Source organism: Streptomyces palmae, from assembly GCF_004684805.1.
Classification (GTDB): Bacteria; Actinomycetota; Actinomycetes; order Streptomycetales; family Streptomycetaceae; genus Streptomyces; species Streptomyces palmae.
In genome coordinates this window covers 1-15,280 of the sequence record NZ_SRID01000152.1, presented here as the reverse complement: position 1 = coordinate 15,280, position 15,280 = coordinate 1, and the positions used below count along the sequence as shown (strand labels likewise).

Genomic DNA, 15,280 nt, shown 5'->3' with positions numbered 1-15,280 from the left:
GGAGCGCAGCTCGGGGTGGGCCTGGGTGCCCACGAGGTACGGGTGCACCTCGCGCGGGTACTCGACGTACTCCACCAGCTTGTTGTCCGGGGAGGTGCCGGAGAACACCAGCCCGGCCTTCTTCTCCAGCTCACCGCGGTAGGCGTTGTTGACCTCGTAGCGGTGGCGGTGGCGCTCCTCGACGTAGGGCTCGCCGGCGTAGACCTCGCGCACGATGGAGCCCTCGGCCAGCTTGGCCGGGTACATGCCCAGGCGCATGGTGCCGCCCATGTCGCCCTCGCCGGCGACGATGTCCAGCTGCTCGGCCATGGTGGAGATCACCGGGTGGGCGGCGCCGGCCTCGAACTCGGTGGAGTTGGCGCCCTCGATACCGGCCAGGCTCCGCGCCGCCTCGATCACGATGCACTGCAGGCCCAGGCAGAGGCCGAGCAGCGGGATCTTGTTCTCGCGGGCGAAGGTGATCGCGCCGACCTTGCCGTTCACACCGCGCTCGCCGAAGCCGCCGGGCACGCAGATCGCGTCCACGTCGCCGAGCTGCTTCCGCGCGCCGGCCTGGGTCTTGCAGTCGTCCGAGGTGACCCACTTGATCTTCACTCGGGCCTTGTTGGCGAAGCCGCCGGCCCGGATCGCCTCGGTGACCGACAGATAGGCGTCGGGCAGGTCGATGTACTTGCCGACGAGCGCCACGGTGACCTCGTGGTCGGGGTTGTGCACCCGGTCCAGCAGGTCGTCCCAGGTGCTCCAGTCCACGTCCCGGAAGGGCAGGTCGAGCTTGCGCACCACATAGGCGTCCAGGCCCTCGGTGTGCAGCACCTTGGGGATGTCGTAGATCGACTTGGCGTCGATGGCGGCGACCACCGCGGCCTCGTCGACATCGCACATCAGCGAGATCTTGCGCTTGATGGAGGTCGGCACCTCGCGGTCGGCGCGCAGCACGATGGCGTCCGGCTGGATGCCGATGTTGCGCAGCGCGGCGACCGAGTGCTGGGTCGGCTTGGTCTTCAGCTCGCCGGACGGGCCGATGTACGGCAGCAGCGAGATGTGCACCACGAAGACGTTGTCCCGGCCGACCTCGTGCCGGACCTGCCGGACGGTCTCCAGGAAGGGCAGCGACTCGATGTCGCCGACGGTGCCGCCGACCTCGGTGATCACCACGTCCACGTCGTCGGTGGCCATGCGGCGGATGCGGTGCTTGATCTCGTTGGTGATGTGCGGGATGACCTGGACCGTGTCGCCCAGGTACTCGCCGCGCCGCTCCTTGGCGATGACCTGGGAGTACACCTGGCCGGTGGTGACGTTGGCGGAGCCGTCCAGGTCGACGTCGAGGAAGCGCTCGTAGTGGCCGATGTCCAGGTCGGTCTCGGCGCCGTCGTTGGTGACGAACACCTCACCGTGCTGGAACGGGTTCATGGTGCCCGGGTCGACGTTCAGGTACGGGTCGAGCTTCTGCATCGTCACCCGCAGGCCGCGCGCCTTCAGCAGGGCGCCCAGGCTGGAGGCGGTCAAGCCTTTGCCGAGTGAGGAAGCGACACCCCCGGTGACGAAGATGTGCTTGGTCGTCGTGGGCTGAGTGGCAAGTGCCAAGAGGGGGCTCCCGTGGTCGCGAGGTGAGGTGCAAAACGGCGCGCTCCCCGACCGGCCGCCGTCTTCTGACGCGTCGGACTGCCGTATCGAGGGGTGCTGTCGTCGCTGCGGTTCGGGGGTCGTGCGCCCACCGGTCCACGGGCTACCAGGGTATCAGCGCCCCGGAGCGGTCGCGTCCGGAGACGCCGGCGAGCCCCCTCCGGGAGCCGCGGAATGTACCTTTTCGACCCCCACTCGAACGGCTCAGCCACGATGTGGGACGACTCCAGCGGATCACAAGCGACCGTCGTATCCTGCTCGGAACACGCGCTGCGAGCTGCGGCCGGCAAGGCATCTACCAGGCACCCACCGGTACGCCCCGGCAGACGGGCTCGTCGGGCAATCCGAGACCGCTAAACACGCGCCCCGAGGGGCGAGGCCGTTCGAATGGGGATGCAGGTGGCCGGGCGCATCGAGGACTACGCACTCATCGGCGATATGCAGACCGCCGCCCTCGTCTGCAGGGACGGCACGGTCGACTGGCTGTGCCTGCCGCGCTTCGACTCCCCGGCCGTCTTCGCCGGGCTGCTGGGCACCGAGGAGCACGGCTTCTGGCGGCTCGGCCCCGCGCACGCCGCCGACGGCACCCCGCCGCCCGCGTCCCGGCGGCGCTACCGGGGCGACTCCCTGGTGCTGGAGTCGGAGTGGGACACCCCGCGCGGTACCGTGCGGGTCATCGACTTCATGCCGCCGCGCGACGGCGCCCCGCAGCTGGTGCGGATCGTGGAGGGCGTCAGCGGGCGGGTGCCGATGCGCTCGGCACTGCGGATGCGCTTCTCCTACGGCTGGGTCGTGCCCTGGGTGCACAAGGTCGACAGCCGCACGGTGGCGGTCGCCGGGCCCGACTCGGTGTGGCTGGACACCGAGGCCGACACCTACGGCGAGGACCTGACCACCTTCTCCGACGTCACCGTGGGCCCCGGGGAGCGCGTCACCTTCACCCTCAGCTGGCAGCCCTCGCACAAGGAGCCGCCCGGCAGGCCGGACCCCACGGGCGCGCTGGCGGCCACGGAGGAGTTCTGGCGCGAGTGGGTGGGGCACTGCACCTACCACGGCCCCTACCGGGACGCGGTCATCCGCTCGCTGATCACGCTCAAGGCGCTCACCTACGCCCCCACCGGCGGGATCGTGGCCGCCCCCACCACCTCGCTGCCCGAGGACATCGGCGGCTCCCGCAACTGGGACTACCGCTTCACCTGGCTGCGGGACGCGGCGATCACCCTCTCCTCGCTGCTGCGCACCGGCTACCGGGAGGAGGCCCGCGCCTGGCGGGAGTGGCTGCTGCGGGCGGTGGCCGGCGACCCGGAGAACCTCCAGATCATGTACGGCATCGCGGGCGAGCGGGAGCTGACCGAGGCCGAGCTGCCCTGGCTTCCCGGCTACGAGGGCTCCCAGCCGGTGCGGATCGGCAACGGCGCGGCCGGGCAGCTCCAGCTGGACGTCTACGGCGAGGTCACCGAGGCACTGCACCTGGCGCACATGACCGGGCTGACCCGCAGCGACTACGCCTCGCTGCTCCAGATCAAGCTGATCCAGTACCTGGAGGACCACTGGGACGAGCCGGACGAGGGCATCTGGGAGGTGCGCGGCCCGCGCCGCCACTTCGTGCACTCCAAGGTGATGGCCTGGGTGGCCGTGGACCGCACCATCAAGCTGCTGGAGTCCGGCGATGTGGACGGCCCGCTGGAGCGCTGGCGGGAGCTGCGCGAGACGATCCACCGCGATGTGTGCGAGAAGGGCTACGACCCGCACCGCAACACCTTCACCCAGTCCTACGGCTCCAAGGAGCTGGACGCCTCGCTGCTGCTGATCCCGCAGATGGGCTTCCTGCCGCCGGATGACAAGCGGGTCATCGGCACCATCGAGGCCATCCAGCGCGAGCTGTCCACCTCGGACGGCTTCGTGCTGCGCTACCCCACGGCCGGCGAGCACGCGGGGGTGGACGGCCTGGAGGGTGACGAGGGCGCCTTCCTGGCCTGCTCGTTCTGGCTGGCGGACGACCTGGCGATGATCGGCCGGGTGGACGAGGCGCGGCGGCTCTTCGAGAAGCTGCTGTCCCTCCGCAACGACCTGGGGCTGCTGGCGGAGGAGTGGGACCCGCGGCTCCAGCGCCAGGTGGGGAACTTCCCGCAGGCGTTCAGCCATGTGCCGCTGATCGACACGGCCCTGCGGCTGACCGCCTCCGGCGCGTACGGCGGCTGACGGGATGTAGGTTCCCGTTTCCCGTGTCGCATTCCGTGCGGCGATGTCGTCGCCATGTCGGACACGACACGGTAGCGGGATTCATGCCTCCAGCGCCGGTGGCTCCACCCTTGGTGTATCGGATCGCCCCGGTCGTCATCGATGCGAACGACCGGGGCATGCCAGCATGCCCCGGCGGTGATCAGGCCGCCCTGAAGGACGTGTGGCTTGGGGGACGGGCACCAGTGTCCGGGCTGGTCCGCGCCTCGCCCGGGTTCGTACCGCACGGGTGAGGCTGAGCATCAGGGATACCTGCCGAAAGCTTCCGTTCCAAGGCGCACCGCGCGCTCGGGCGGGATCCCTGGCCGGTTCTTCGGCAGCAGCACACGCAGGGCACCCGGCCGAATTCCGCACACTACGGGCAGAGGAAGCCGCACCGCTTCGCCGTCGATGCCCGCGTCCAGGTGCCGGACGTCACCGTGCAGCGTGATGCCGGGAGCCGACCAGACGACAACCCCTTCACCCGCCGGGCCGACACCGCGCTTGCGCTGTCGCAGTTCGCCGCGCAGGTGCCGCAGGAGGTCCGGGGGCGCCTGAGTCGGGCGCTTGAGGACGATGGCGCCCAGCCGTCCCGTGGCGAGCGAGAAGCGACGGCCCAGCCAGCGCGGTGTGGCCAGGTGGTAAGGGTTGTTGGAGATCAGCACCACCTGCGGAAACTCAACGGTCCCCCATGGTGTGTCCACGCGAGCCTCGACCCACTGCTTGCCCTTGACATAGTCGGACGCCACCGCGGTGAACGCGCGCGGCTTGTCCTCTCGGTACCCGGGCTCCAGCAGGGCGTCGGCGTACATACCGAAAGAGACGTTGTTGACGAAGACACGCGAGCCGAGCACCCCCAGGTCCACCTGCGCGGGCTCACCGTCGACCAGAGCGTCCAGCGCCCGCCCCGGATCCCGCAGATCGAGGCCCAAGTCCCGGGCGAAGTGGTTGCGGGTGCCCGCCGGGACCACGACCAGCGAGCGGTCGGTGTCGGCGGCCACCGCTGCGACCGCCGACACAGTGCCGTCACCGCCGGCGACCCCCAGCACCTGCGCACCCGCCTCGACGGCGTTCCTCGCGAGCGACGTCGCGTCCCCTTCCGCACTGGTCATCCAGACCTGGGCTCCCATGTCCTCGGCCCGCTGTACCAGGCCGTAACGAGCGGTCTTGCCGCCGCCCGAGCGTGGATTCGTCACGATCACCACCCGGGCACGGGTCCGGGCATCGGCCATCACCACACCCCCTCTCGCTGCTCAGGCCAGCCTTCGGCCGCCCGGTCGACGTAGAGAACAACAGTGCGGCGGCCTCCCCGAGCAGGCGGGTTGACGGCGCATCCGTGCGCCGCGGCGGCCGGGCAGACGCTGCGCGCCGCACACGTCCAGGTCCAGGGGCGCCGCCCAAGCGGGGGCTCGGGGTCTCCGCCGTGATCAGTGCTGGGGGTGCGGGCGGTGGAACAGGGGCCGCCGCTCGGCGGCAGTGCCGCCCGGAGCGAGGCGACCGACGTCGACGCGCATCCTGATGGCTTGGAACACCTCGACCACCCCCAGGACCACGGCCATGACGCCCACCGCCAGGGTGAGGGCGGCGATCGAGGTGAACGGCGAGACGATCAGCACGATGCCCGCCAGTGTGCTGATGATCCCGTAGAACAGCTGCCAGCCGCGTGCCGGCGTGTCCTCGGCGGAGGCCGCCGCTGCCGTCACCATGATGCCGCGCAGCAGCCAGCCGAAGCCGATCCACAGGGCGAGGAGAAAGATCGACTGCAGGGTGCCCCGGAAGCAGATCAGCCCCAGCAGGACGGAGAGCGCGCCCGTGAGGAAGTGCAGCACCCGAAGATGCCGGGGGACGTGCGTGCCGAAGGCGGCGGCCAGCTGGAAGACGCCGGTAGCCAGCAGGTAGATGCCGAAGAGTACGCCGACGACCCGCAGCGTCTCGTCCGGCCAGGCGAAGACCACGACGCCCAGGGCGATCGTGGCCAGGCCCGTGGTGAGCAGGATCTGCCAGCCCATGTTCGCCAGGGCGCCGAGGCCCTCGGTCATGGGGGCGTCTTGCGGCTCGGTGCCGCGCGGAGGGCCGGTGCCCGAGGAATCGGAGGGATAAGTCATGCCGCTGCCTCCTCCTGGAAAAGCGCGGTCGGCAAGTGCACCTCCATCGTCGCCCACCCCCAGCCCTGTTTCACCTGGAGGCTTTCGCAAGCCCGGTCAGGACCGACCGCGGCGGCGCAGCGGTCCACGCAGCCGCGCCCGCAGCGACGGACCGTCCTTGCGCGGGTAAGGAACGCGACAGCCACTGAGCTGCCTTGGCTGCACCGAGCAGAGGGGGTCCCACCGGGCGCCTGATCGCGTGCCTGGGCGCCGTCTCCGCCCGCGACCCCGAGTGGTTACTGGCAGGCTCCGCAGCTGTTCCCGGACAGGGAGCAGCTGCTCGCCACGGATTTGCCGGTGTGTGTCGTGTCCGACATCGACCGGGCCAACCTTCAGGCAGCCTCGCCGCCGCAGCCTGATCGAACGGCCCCGCTACGTCGCGACGAGCGAGGATGTTCACCGGACCCGCCGACGGGCACAGCTCGGTCAGACTCCTCGACGCGCCACCCTGGGACAACACGCCAGCGGCTGAGAAAAACGACACGAAGACGGGACTGCGCCACGACACGAGCGCGGAATCGAGCCAGCAGAACGCAGGTCACCCGAGCGCCCCGGGATACGGCTCACCGGAACCTACACGGGACCGCGGGCGACCGGCCCACCGGCGGTCGCCCGGGGAAGCCCGAGCAGGTGCCCCCCGCACGCGGCAGTCGTACCGGCCGGTGGGGGCGGCGCCGGGTAGCGTCTGCCCCCATGGAACCGCACGAGACGCCGGAGCCGGCCGGGTCGACCGAGGCTGTGGCGCCGCACCAGCCCCCGGCCCCGGGCCCGGTGCCGCAGGGCACCATCACCGTGGCCCGGGCCCTGGAGCTGCCCGCGCTGCGCCGGGGCCTGCCCGAGGTGGTGGCCGGCGCCGATCGGCTGGGGCGGCCGGTGCGCTGGGTGCACGCGGGCGAGACGCCGAAGATCGCGTCCCTGCTCAGGGGCGGGGAGCTGCTGCTGACCACCGGTCTGGGCCTGGGGAACCGGGCGGTCGAGCAGCGCGCCTTCGTCCGGACGCTGGCCGAGCGCGGGATCGCCGCCCTGGTGGTGGAGTTGGGCTCGCGCTTCACCACACTGCCGGCCGCGGTGCTGGACACCGCCCGCGGCCACGGACTGCCGCTGGTGCAGCTGCGCCGGGAGGTGCCGTTCGTCGCGGTCACCGAGGAGATCCACACCGAGATCGTCAATGAGCACTACGCCCTGCTGCGGCGCGCCGAGGAGGTGCACCGGCAGTGCACCCAGGCGCTGCTGCGCGGCGGCGGGGTCCCGGAGATCCTGCGGCTGCTCGCGGCCTTCGCCGGCAATCCGGCCTTTCTGGAGGCGCCGGACGGGCAGCTGCTGTACGCGGCCGGGCCCGGCCCCGCCGCACCGCCCGGCATCGCGGACCCGCTCCAGGTGTGGGACGGCCTGCGGGAGCGGCGTGCGGCCCGGCGCCCGGAACCGCCGGCCGGCAGTGTGGTGGTGGACGTCCCCGGGGGCGGGGGCCCGGGGCCCGGATCGGTCCGGGCGCGGCTGACCGTACTGCCGGTGTCGACCCCGCTGGCCCCGGTGCACCGGATCGCCGCCGAGCGCGCCGCGGACCTGCTGGCGGTGGTACTGCTCCAGGCGCGCCAGGAGGAGGAGTCGGCGGCACGCGGCCGGGGCGACTTCCTCACCGATCTCGCCGAGGGGCGCATCGAGGCGGCGGACGCCCCCGCGCAGGCGCGGGTGCTGGGCTTCCGGCCGGTGGGCGAGGGCCCGCTGCTGCCGGTGGTGATGCGTGTCGGTACGGGGCTGCCGGGGCCCACCGGATCCGGGGCCAACTGGGCTGCGCTGGCCCACGCGGTGCAGGAGGAACTGACCGCGGTCGGCGCCCCGGTCCTGCTGGGCGTACGGCTGCCGGAGGGCCGGATGCCGCTGCTGGTGGGCCTGCGGGACGCGGCGGAGCGCACCGCGGTCGCCGAGCGGGTGGCCGCCGCGCTCCGGGCGGGCGTGCAGCGGGCCTGGCCGGACCGGGCCGGTTCGCGGCCCCCGGTGGTGGTGGTCGGGGTGGCCGGCGGCTGGGAGTCGGTCGGCGGTGAGCTGCGGCACGCGGCCGAGGCGGCGAGCGCGGCCCAGGGCCTGACGGACCGGCCCTGGCACGATGTGCGGCGCACCGAGGTCGACGTCCTGCTGTGGCGCCTGCGGGAGCACGGTGACCTGGCGGCCTTCGTCGACCGGGTGATCGGGCCGCTGCTGAGCCATGACCGCACCGCCCGGCCGCCGCTGATCCCCACCCTGGAGGCGTATCTGGCGCACGCCGGACGCAAGGCCGAGACCGCGCGCGAGCTGCATCTCAACCGGCAGACGCTGTACGACCGGTTGGCGCGCATCGGCCGGCTGCTCGGCAGCGATCTGGAGGACCCCCAGACGGTCCTCGCCCTCAGCCTCGCCCTCCAGGCCCGCCGCCACGCCCGATAGCGGCATGGCGGCACGCGGCACAGGAGCGGTGCGCCGGGACCGGGGGCGCCGGGCGTCCGCCCCCGAACGGGCCCGGTCTGCCTCGTCCTTGCCCGAAGCCCTGGAGCGGACCTGTTATGGTCCTCGCCAGTCAGGAGGCAGGTCATGGCGAGAGCAGGGCTGACCCCGGAGCGGCTGACCCGGGCGGGGGCGGAACTGGCCGATGAGGTCGGCTTCGACCAGGTGACCGTCTCGGCGCTCGCCCGGCGGTTCGACGTCAAGGTCGCGAGCCTGTACTCGCATCTGAAGAACTCCCAGGACCTCAGGACCAGGATCGCCCTGTTCGCCCTGGAGGAACTCGCCGATCGGGTCACCGATGCCCTGGCCGGGCGGTCGGGCAAGGACGCCCTGGCCGCCTTCGCGGACGCCTACCGCGACTACGCCCGGGAGCACCCCGGCCGCTACGCCGCCGCCCGGCTCAGGCTCGACCCCCAGACGGCGGCCGCCAGTGCCGGCGTTCGGCACGCCCAGATGACGCGGGCGATCCTGCGCGGCTACGGCCTGGCCGAGCCGGACCAGACGCACGCGGTGCGGATGCTGGGCGGCGTCTTCCACGGCTACGTCAGCCTGGAGACGGCAGGAGCCTTCGATCACACGCCGGTCGACTCGCGGGAATCCTGGGACTGGATCGTGGATTCCCTCGACGCGCTGCTGCGGAACCGCGCCACCCCCTGACCGGCGGGTGCGGCACCGCCGGAAGCCTCACGGTGCTCGACGAGTTCGGTGCCTTCCCCGCCGTCATCGCCCGGGAGCCCGCCACGACGGTCCCGGCCGCCACGGAATCGGCCGCCGTGGGCCGGCCCGGCGCGTCGCCCGCCGACGCGAGCGAACGCTCCGGACGCCCAAGCCCGGCAAGCAGGACCACCGAGGCATCCCGGCCCCGGCGGGCGGCGTGTACCCCCCTGATCGTCGAGTCGACGGCCGTCTCGCCGCCCGGCTCGCGGTGTCCGGCGGCGCGGTCCGCACGGTCACCGCCGCGGTCGCCCCGACCGGCCGCTGAGGCCGAGCCCGCATCCTCCTCGGCCCGCCCCATCGCGGCTTCCGGCACCGCGGCCGGCCCGGTGGCCGCCGCGGGCCGGCCACACCGTCATCCGCCGAGGTGGCGCCCGTTCCCGAAGCCGTCCGTCAACTCGTCGTAGACGCCCAGCACATGGGCCACCATGTCCTCCTCGCCCGGCCAGCCCGCGGCCTGCGCCCGGCCCGCGGCGGCCAGTCCGGTGCGGCGTACCGGGTCGGCCAGCAGCTCGCGGACCGTCCGGGCGAGGGTGTACGGGTCGCCGTACGGGACCAGTTCGGCCCCCTCCCCCACCAGGTCGGGCACTCCGCCGACCGCGGTGGCCACCAGCGGCACCCCGGCGTGCAGGGCCCACTGGGCCAGGGCCGGCCGGGCCTCCCAGGGACTGCACAGCAGGGCGAGGTCGCTGGCCGCCAGCAGCTCCGGCAGGTCCTCGCGGTGCCCGAGCAGCCGAACCGGCAGCCCCTCCGCGTCGATCCGCCGCTGGAGGACGTCCCGCGCCGGCCCCTCCCCGGCGACGGCCAGCAGCGGCGGCGGGTCCAGGCCCCGCAGCTCGCGGCAGGCGTCGAGCAGCGACTCGTACCCCCGCTCCGCCACCAGGCGTCCCGCCGTGAGCAGCAAGGGCCGGTCCACCACCCCCAGTTCGGCCCGGAACTTGCCCCGGCCGCAGTCGTCCCCGGCCGGCGTCGGGAGCGGCGGCAGTGCCACGGGGGCGAGCCGGGCGTCCCGGGCCCCGCGCTGCCGGGCCCGGTCGACCAGATCGGACGAGGCCCCCAGCACCACCGCGGCGGACCGCGCCACCGTGTGCTCCATCAGCCGCACCGTCCGGCGGTCGGCCGTCTGGCCGGACGGTCGGGTGTGCCAGGTGACGACCAGTGGGGTCCGGCGTCCGCGCAGCGCCAGCGCGGCCAGCATCCCGGCCCGCAGCCCATGGGCGTGCACCAGGCCGGCGCCGGTGCCGGCCGCCCGTACGGCCGCCACGCCGCCGGCCCCGGTCAGCGCGTCGACCGGGGTGAACCGGGCGCCCGCCGCCGTGAACCGGTGTCCGTACTCGGCCGCGCGCGGCGCGCAGACGGTGACCCGGAGCCCGTGCGCCACCAGCCCGGCGGTCAGCGACCGCACATGCGCGCCGCTGCTTGAGCCCGTGCCGCTGAGCACCTGGACGGCGTGCGGCGGCGACGGGACCGGGGTACTGCTCACGCGGGCGAGGCTCCTGGGCGGGACATCGGGCGCCGCGGCGGATCCGCGGTGCGGGTGGTGTGCGGCGCGGCCGGCATGCGGCGCGGAACGCCGGTGGCCGGTGGGACGGGCGGGGACGGCGAAGCGTGCTGTGGGGTGGTGGTGCACTGCTGCTCTCGGTACGGGGGTGCGCCGGGCGCGCCATGCGGTTCTGGAGTGCCAGGGCGTACGGCGCAGGGCGTGCCGATGACACTCCGTGCGCCCCGATGCGCCCTGTGCATCAGGATGCCAGTCCTCAAGCCCTCCGCCGACCATGATCGGCCACCTCGCTCCCCCACTGGCTCGCCGGCCCATCCGGGCATTCACCCACACGGGTGAGGTCGTATCAGGCGTTACAGGGGCACACCAGCACTTCGGGCGCACAGGTGCGCGAGCCAGCGCGCGCCGGACCGTCCCTGCGTGACCACCCCGCCGCCCGATCCCGAAGTCCACCTCGGCACTGGCTTCGATTCCACCCTCACGACCTCGGCGACCGCACTCGACGACGGACCCCGCCAAGGGCCGCAGGGGTTGGGTCCTGGACCCAGACCCCGAAGCCCGCCCTCGGCACTGGATCCGGCTCCACCCTCACGACCTCGGCGAGCCGACTCGACGACGGACGCGCGCCGGGCCGCAGGGGTTGGGGCCTGGACGCTGACGTGTATGCGTGGCGCTATCGCCGCGTGGCCAACGGTCCGGGGCACTCGCGCCGTGAATATACGGTCCAGGACCCAATCCCGGAGGCCCAGGCACCCACCCCCCAGGCAGGGAGCCCGACCCCGGCAGGGCATCCCGCCCCGCCGGGTGCCTCAGCGTGCCGCGCGGGCCGTCTCCAGCAGTTCCTCGGCGTGCGCCCGGGCGAGCTGGGAGTCCTCCTGGCCGGCGAGCATCCGGGACAGCTCGCGCACCCGGTCCTCGCCCTCCATGGCCTGCACCCCGCTGCGGGTCACCGAGCCGTCGTTGGTCTTCTCCACCACCAGATGGCGGTCCGCGAAAGCCGCCACCTGCGGGAGGTGGGTGACCACCACCACCTGGGCGGACCTGGCGAGTTTGGCCAGCCGGCGGCCGATCTCGACCGCCGCCTTGCCGCCCACGCCCGCGTCCACCTCGTCGAAGAGATAGGTGGGCACCGGGGCGGAGCCGGCGAAGACCACCTCCACGGCGAGCATCACCCGGGACAGTTCACCGCCGGAGGCACCCTTGGCGATCGGCCGGGGCGGGGCGCCGGGGTGCGGGGCGAGCAGCAGCTCGACCTCGTCGGCGCCGTGCGGGCCGTACTGCACCGACCGGCCGCCGACCTCGATGCCGGCGGTCTCCTCGGCGGCCTCGGTCTGCCGGACGGCGAAGCTCACCCGGGCGTGCGGCATGGCCAGCTCGGCCAGCTCCGCGGTGACCGCGTCGGCGAACCGCCGGGCCGCCTCGGTCCGCGCGTCGCTGAGGACCTGGGCCAGTCGGCCCAGCTCGGCACGGAGCGCGTCGCGCTCGGCGGTCAGCTCGCCGATCCGCTCGTCGTCCCCGTCGAGTTCGGTGAGCCGGGTCGCCCCCTGCTCGGCCCAGGCCAGCACGTCCGCGATGGTGTCGCCGTACTTGCGGGTCAGCTGGGTGAGCGCGGCGCGGCGCTCCTCGACGGCGGCCAGCCGGCGCGGGTCGGCGTCCAGGTCGTCGGCGTACCCGGCCAGCTCGCCCGCGGCGTCGGAGAGCAGGATGCCGACCTCGCCGATCCGGTCGGCCAGCGCGGCCAGCGCCGGATCGTGCGCGCGCACGGCCTCCAGGGCGCGGTGCGCCCCGGCCACCAGGGTGGCGGCGTCCACCCCCTCGAGGTCCTCCGGGTTCCCGGCGAGGGCGGTGTGCGCCGCGGTGGCGGCGGAGGCCAACGCCTCGGCGTGGCCGAGCCGCTCGGCCTCGGCGGCGAGTTCGGCGTCCTCGCCCGGCAGCGGTTCGACGCCGGCGATCTCGTCCAGGCCGAAGCGCAGCAGGTCGGCCTCCTGGGCGCGCTCCCGGGCCCGGGTGGTCAGCTCGTCCAGTTCACCGGCGACCGTGCGCAGCCTCCGGTAGGCGGCGGTGTACTTCTCCAGCGGGCCGGCGACCGCGGCGCCGGCGTAGCGGTCCAGGGCATGGCGCTGGCGGGCCGGCCGCAGCAGGCCCTGCTGGTCGGTCTGGCCGTGCACCGCGACGAGTTCGTCGGCCAGCTCCCCGAGCAGCCCGACCGGTACCGACCGACCGCCGACATGGGCGCGCGAGCGCCCCTCGGCGGAGATCGTCCGGCTGATGAGCAGGGCGCCGTCGTCCAGCTCGGCGCCCGCCTCCTCGGCCCGTACGGCGGCGGGCGACCGCTCGTCCACGGCGATCCGGCCCTCCACCACCGCCGCCTTGGCCCCGACCCGCACCAGGGCGGCGTCCGCACGCCCGCCCAGCAGCAGGCCGAGGCTGGTGACGACCATGGTCTTGCCCGCGCCGGTCTCGCCGGTCACCGCGGTGAACCCGGGTGACAGCTCGACCACGGCGTCCTCGATGACGCCCAGCGCACGTATCCGCATCTCCTCCAGCACGCCCATGACCTTACGAGGTTCCGGGCACCGGATGCGACGGGCATCGCCGCCCGATGTACGCGCAGGTGTTCGAACGGCCGCCCGGGCGGGTCACCGGGGGGCGCCCCGCCAGCCCGCGACGGGCAGCGCGAACTTGGCGACCAGCCGGTCGGTGAAGGAGGCCTGGTGCAGCCGGGCGAGGCGGACCGGCACCGCGCCGCGCCGCACCTCCACCCGGGCGCCGGCCGGAAGTTCCACGGTGCGCCGTCCGTCACACCACAGCACCCCGTGCGGGGTCTGCGGCTGGACCTCCACGGCCAGCACCGAGTTCGGCGCGGTGACCAGGGGCTTGGCGAACAGCGCATGGGCACTGATGGGCACCATCAGCAGCGCCTCGACCTCGGGCCAGACGACCGGGCCGCCGGCCGAGAAGGCGTACGCGGTGGAGCCGGTCGGCGTGGCGCAGACCACGCCGTCGCCACCGAAACCGGAGACCGGACGGCCATCCACCTCGGTGACGACCTCCAGCAGCCGCTCCCGGGCCGCCTTCTCCACCGACGCCTCGTTCAGCGCCCAGTCGGCGTGGACGACCTGCCCGTCCTTGCGGACCAGGATGTCCAGGGTCATCCGCTCCTCGACCTGGTAGGCCCGGTCGACCACCCGGTGCACCACCTTGTCCAGGTCGTCCCGCTCGGCCTCGGCGAGGAATCCGACCCGGCCCAGGTTGACGCCGAGCAGCGGCACCCCGGACAGCCGGGCCATCTCGGCACCGCGCAGCAGCGTGCCGTCCCCGCCCAGCACGATGAGCAGTTCGCAGCCGTCCAGGACGTCCTGGCCGCCGTCCACCCGCTGGACGGCGGGCGGCAGCGACAGGTCGGCGGCCTCGGCGGCCAGCACCCGCACCCCGATTCCGCTGCGCAGCAGGCCCTGGACGACCCGCTCGGCGCTGCGGATGGCGGCCGGCCTGCCGGTGTGCGCGAGCAGGAAGACGGTGCGGTCGCCCGCCGTCTCCGCGGTGTGCCGCGCTCCCGCTGGCTGCGATGCTTCTGAAGTGGTCAACTGGGCCCCTCCGCCACTGCACGGTCGACATCGGCCGGGTCCAGTGCCGGCGCCCCGGCGCGCATCCACAGAAAGTACTCGACGTTGCCCGAGGGGCCGGGCAGCGGGCTGGCCGTCACCCCGAGCACCCCGAGTCCCAGGGCCGCGGCCTGTCCTGCGACGGTGCGCACCGCCTCGGCGCGCAGCTCGGGGCTGCGCACCACACCGCCGCTGCCCAGCCGCTCCTTGCCCACCTCGAACTGCGGTTTGACCATCAGCACCAGGTCGGCGTCCGGCGCGGCGCAGCGCACCAGGGCGGGCAGCACCAGTCCGAGCGGGATGAAGGACAGGTCTCCGACGACCAGATCCACCGGCCGGTCGTCGATCTGCTCCAGGGTCAGCTCGCGGACGTTGGTGCGGTCCTTGACCACCACCCGCTCGTCGCTCTGCAGCGACCAGGCGAGCTGTCCGTAGCCGACGTCGACCGCGACCACCTGGGCGGCCCCGGCGCGCAGCAGCACATCGGTGAAGCCGCCGGTGGAGGCTCCGGCGTCCAGCGCGCGGCGGCCCTCGACCCGCAGGCCGAGCGGGGTGAAGGCGGCGAGCGCGCCGGCCAGCTTGTGGCCGCCCCGGGAGACGTACTCCGGGTCGCTGTCGTCCTTGGCCACCACCACGGCGGCGCTGGTCTCCACCTGGGTGGCGGGCTTGGTGGCGGTGGCCCCGCCCACGGTCACCCGGCCGGCGGCGATCAACTGGCTCGCGTGCTCGCGGGAGCGCGCCAGTTTGCGGCGCACCAGTTCCGCGTCGAGTCGTCTGCGCTGGCTGCGGTTGGCTGCCACGTGGGGTTCAGCTCCTGATGTCGTGCGGGGGCGTGGGCGCCGGGGGCCCAGGGTGCCGGTCGAGTGCGGTCAGCGTGTCGCGCAGGCCGCGGTGCACATCCTCGTACACCTCCAGGTGGCCGCTCACGGCGAGGTGATCGGCGTCCGCCAGCCGCTCCAGCCCCGCGTCCACCCCCGGGTGCCCGGTGGGGGTAC

General features: G+C 73.7%; 10 protein-coding genes and 1 pseudogene. 3 read left to right on the top strand and 8 right to left on the bottom strand.

Annotation, left to right across the window (positions count from 1 at the left end; all coding sequences use genetic code 11):
* Positions 1 to 1,584, bottom strand: a 1,584-nt coding sequence (locus E4099_RS17195; RefSeq protein WP_135339954.1) for a CTP synthase, incomplete at its 3' end; no start/stop codon positions are given.
* Positions 1,585 to 2,016: 432 nt separating this feature from the next.
* Here E4099_RS17195 and E4099_RS17190 point away from each other — a divergent pair.
* A complete protein-coding gene (locus E4099_RS17190) occupies positions 2,017 to 3,825 on the top strand; it encodes a glycoside hydrolase family 15 protein (RefSeq protein ID WP_135339956.1) in 1,809 nt (602 codons plus the stop codon).
* 281 nt (positions 3,826 to 4,106) lie between these two features.
* Here E4099_RS17190 and E4099_RS17185 read toward each other — a convergent pair whose 3' ends face one another.
* Together E4099_RS17185 and E4099_RS17180 are read right to left on the bottom strand one after the other, a co-directional pair.
* Positions 4,107 to 5,075 (bottom strand): diacylglycerol/lipid kinase family protein, encoded by a 969-nt coding sequence (locus E4099_RS17185; protein WP_245244930.1) that lies wholly within the window; start codon positions 5,073 to 5,075, stop codon positions 4,107 to 4,109.
* Between the two features lie 195 nt (positions 5,076 to 5,270).
* The gene (locus E4099_RS17180; protein ID WP_135339952.1) at positions 5,271 to 5,948 is read right to left on the bottom strand and encodes an HdeD family acid-resistance protein; all 678 of its coding nucleotides are present in this window, start codon (positions 5,946 to 5,948) and stop codon (positions 5,271 to 5,273) included.
* 732 nt (positions 5,949 to 6,680) lie between these two features.
* Between E4099_RS17180 and E4099_RS17175 the strand changes: the two genes are divergently transcribed.
* Both E4099_RS17175 and E4099_RS17170 read left to right on the top strand, forming a co-directional pair.
* Positions 6,681 to 8,408 carry a PucR family transcriptional regulator gene (locus E4099_RS17175; protein ID WP_135339951.1) on the top strand — a complete coding sequence of 576 codons (1,728 nt, stop codon included), beginning with the start codon at positions 6,681 to 6,683 and terminating at the stop codon, positions 8,406 to 8,408.
* A 144-nt stretch (positions 8,409 to 8,552) separates the two neighbouring features.
* A complete protein-coding gene (locus E4099_RS17170) occupies positions 8,553 to 9,122 on the top strand; it encodes a TetR/AcrR family transcriptional regulator (RefSeq protein ID WP_135339950.1) in 570 nt (189 codons plus the stop codon).
* 412 nt (positions 9,123 to 9,534) lie between these two features.
* Here the strand turns inward: E4099_RS17170 and E4099_RS17165 are convergent, their stop codons facing one another.
* The 5 genes and pseudogenes from E4099_RS17165 to E4099_RS17145 form a co-directional block, all read right to left on the bottom strand.
* Positions 9,535 to 10,662, bottom strand: a complete 1,128-nt coding sequence (locus E4099_RS17165) for a glycosyltransferase family 4 protein (RefSeq protein WP_245244929.1) — start codon at positions 10,660 to 10,662, stop codon at positions 9,535 to 9,537.
* A gap of 827 nt (positions 10,663 to 11,489) precedes the next feature.
* Positions 11,490 to 13,217, bottom strand: a complete 1,728-nt coding sequence (gene recN / locus E4099_RS17160) for a DNA repair protein RecN (RefSeq protein WP_135339955.1) — start codon at positions 13,215 to 13,217, stop codon at positions 11,490 to 11,492.
* Positions 13,218 to 13,319: 102 nt separating this feature from the next.
* Positions 13,320 to 14,267 carry an NAD kinase gene (locus E4099_RS17155; protein WP_135339948.1) on the bottom strand — a complete coding sequence of 316 codons (948 nt, stop codon included), beginning with the start codon at positions 14,265 to 14,267 and terminating at the stop codon, positions 13,320 to 13,322.
* Complete coding sequence (locus E4099_RS17150) at positions 14,264 to 15,085, bottom strand: TlyA family RNA methyltransferase (protein WP_135339947.1); 822 nt, start codon at positions 15,083 to 15,085, stop codon at positions 14,264 to 14,266. Before E4099_RS17150 ends, E4099_RS17155 begins: the two co-directional genes overlap by 4 nt.
* Positions 15,086 to 15,092: 7 nt before the next feature.
* Positions 15,093 to 15,280 (bottom strand): annotated as a pseudogene (locus E4099_RS17145) (hypothetical protein); the annotation flags it as partial.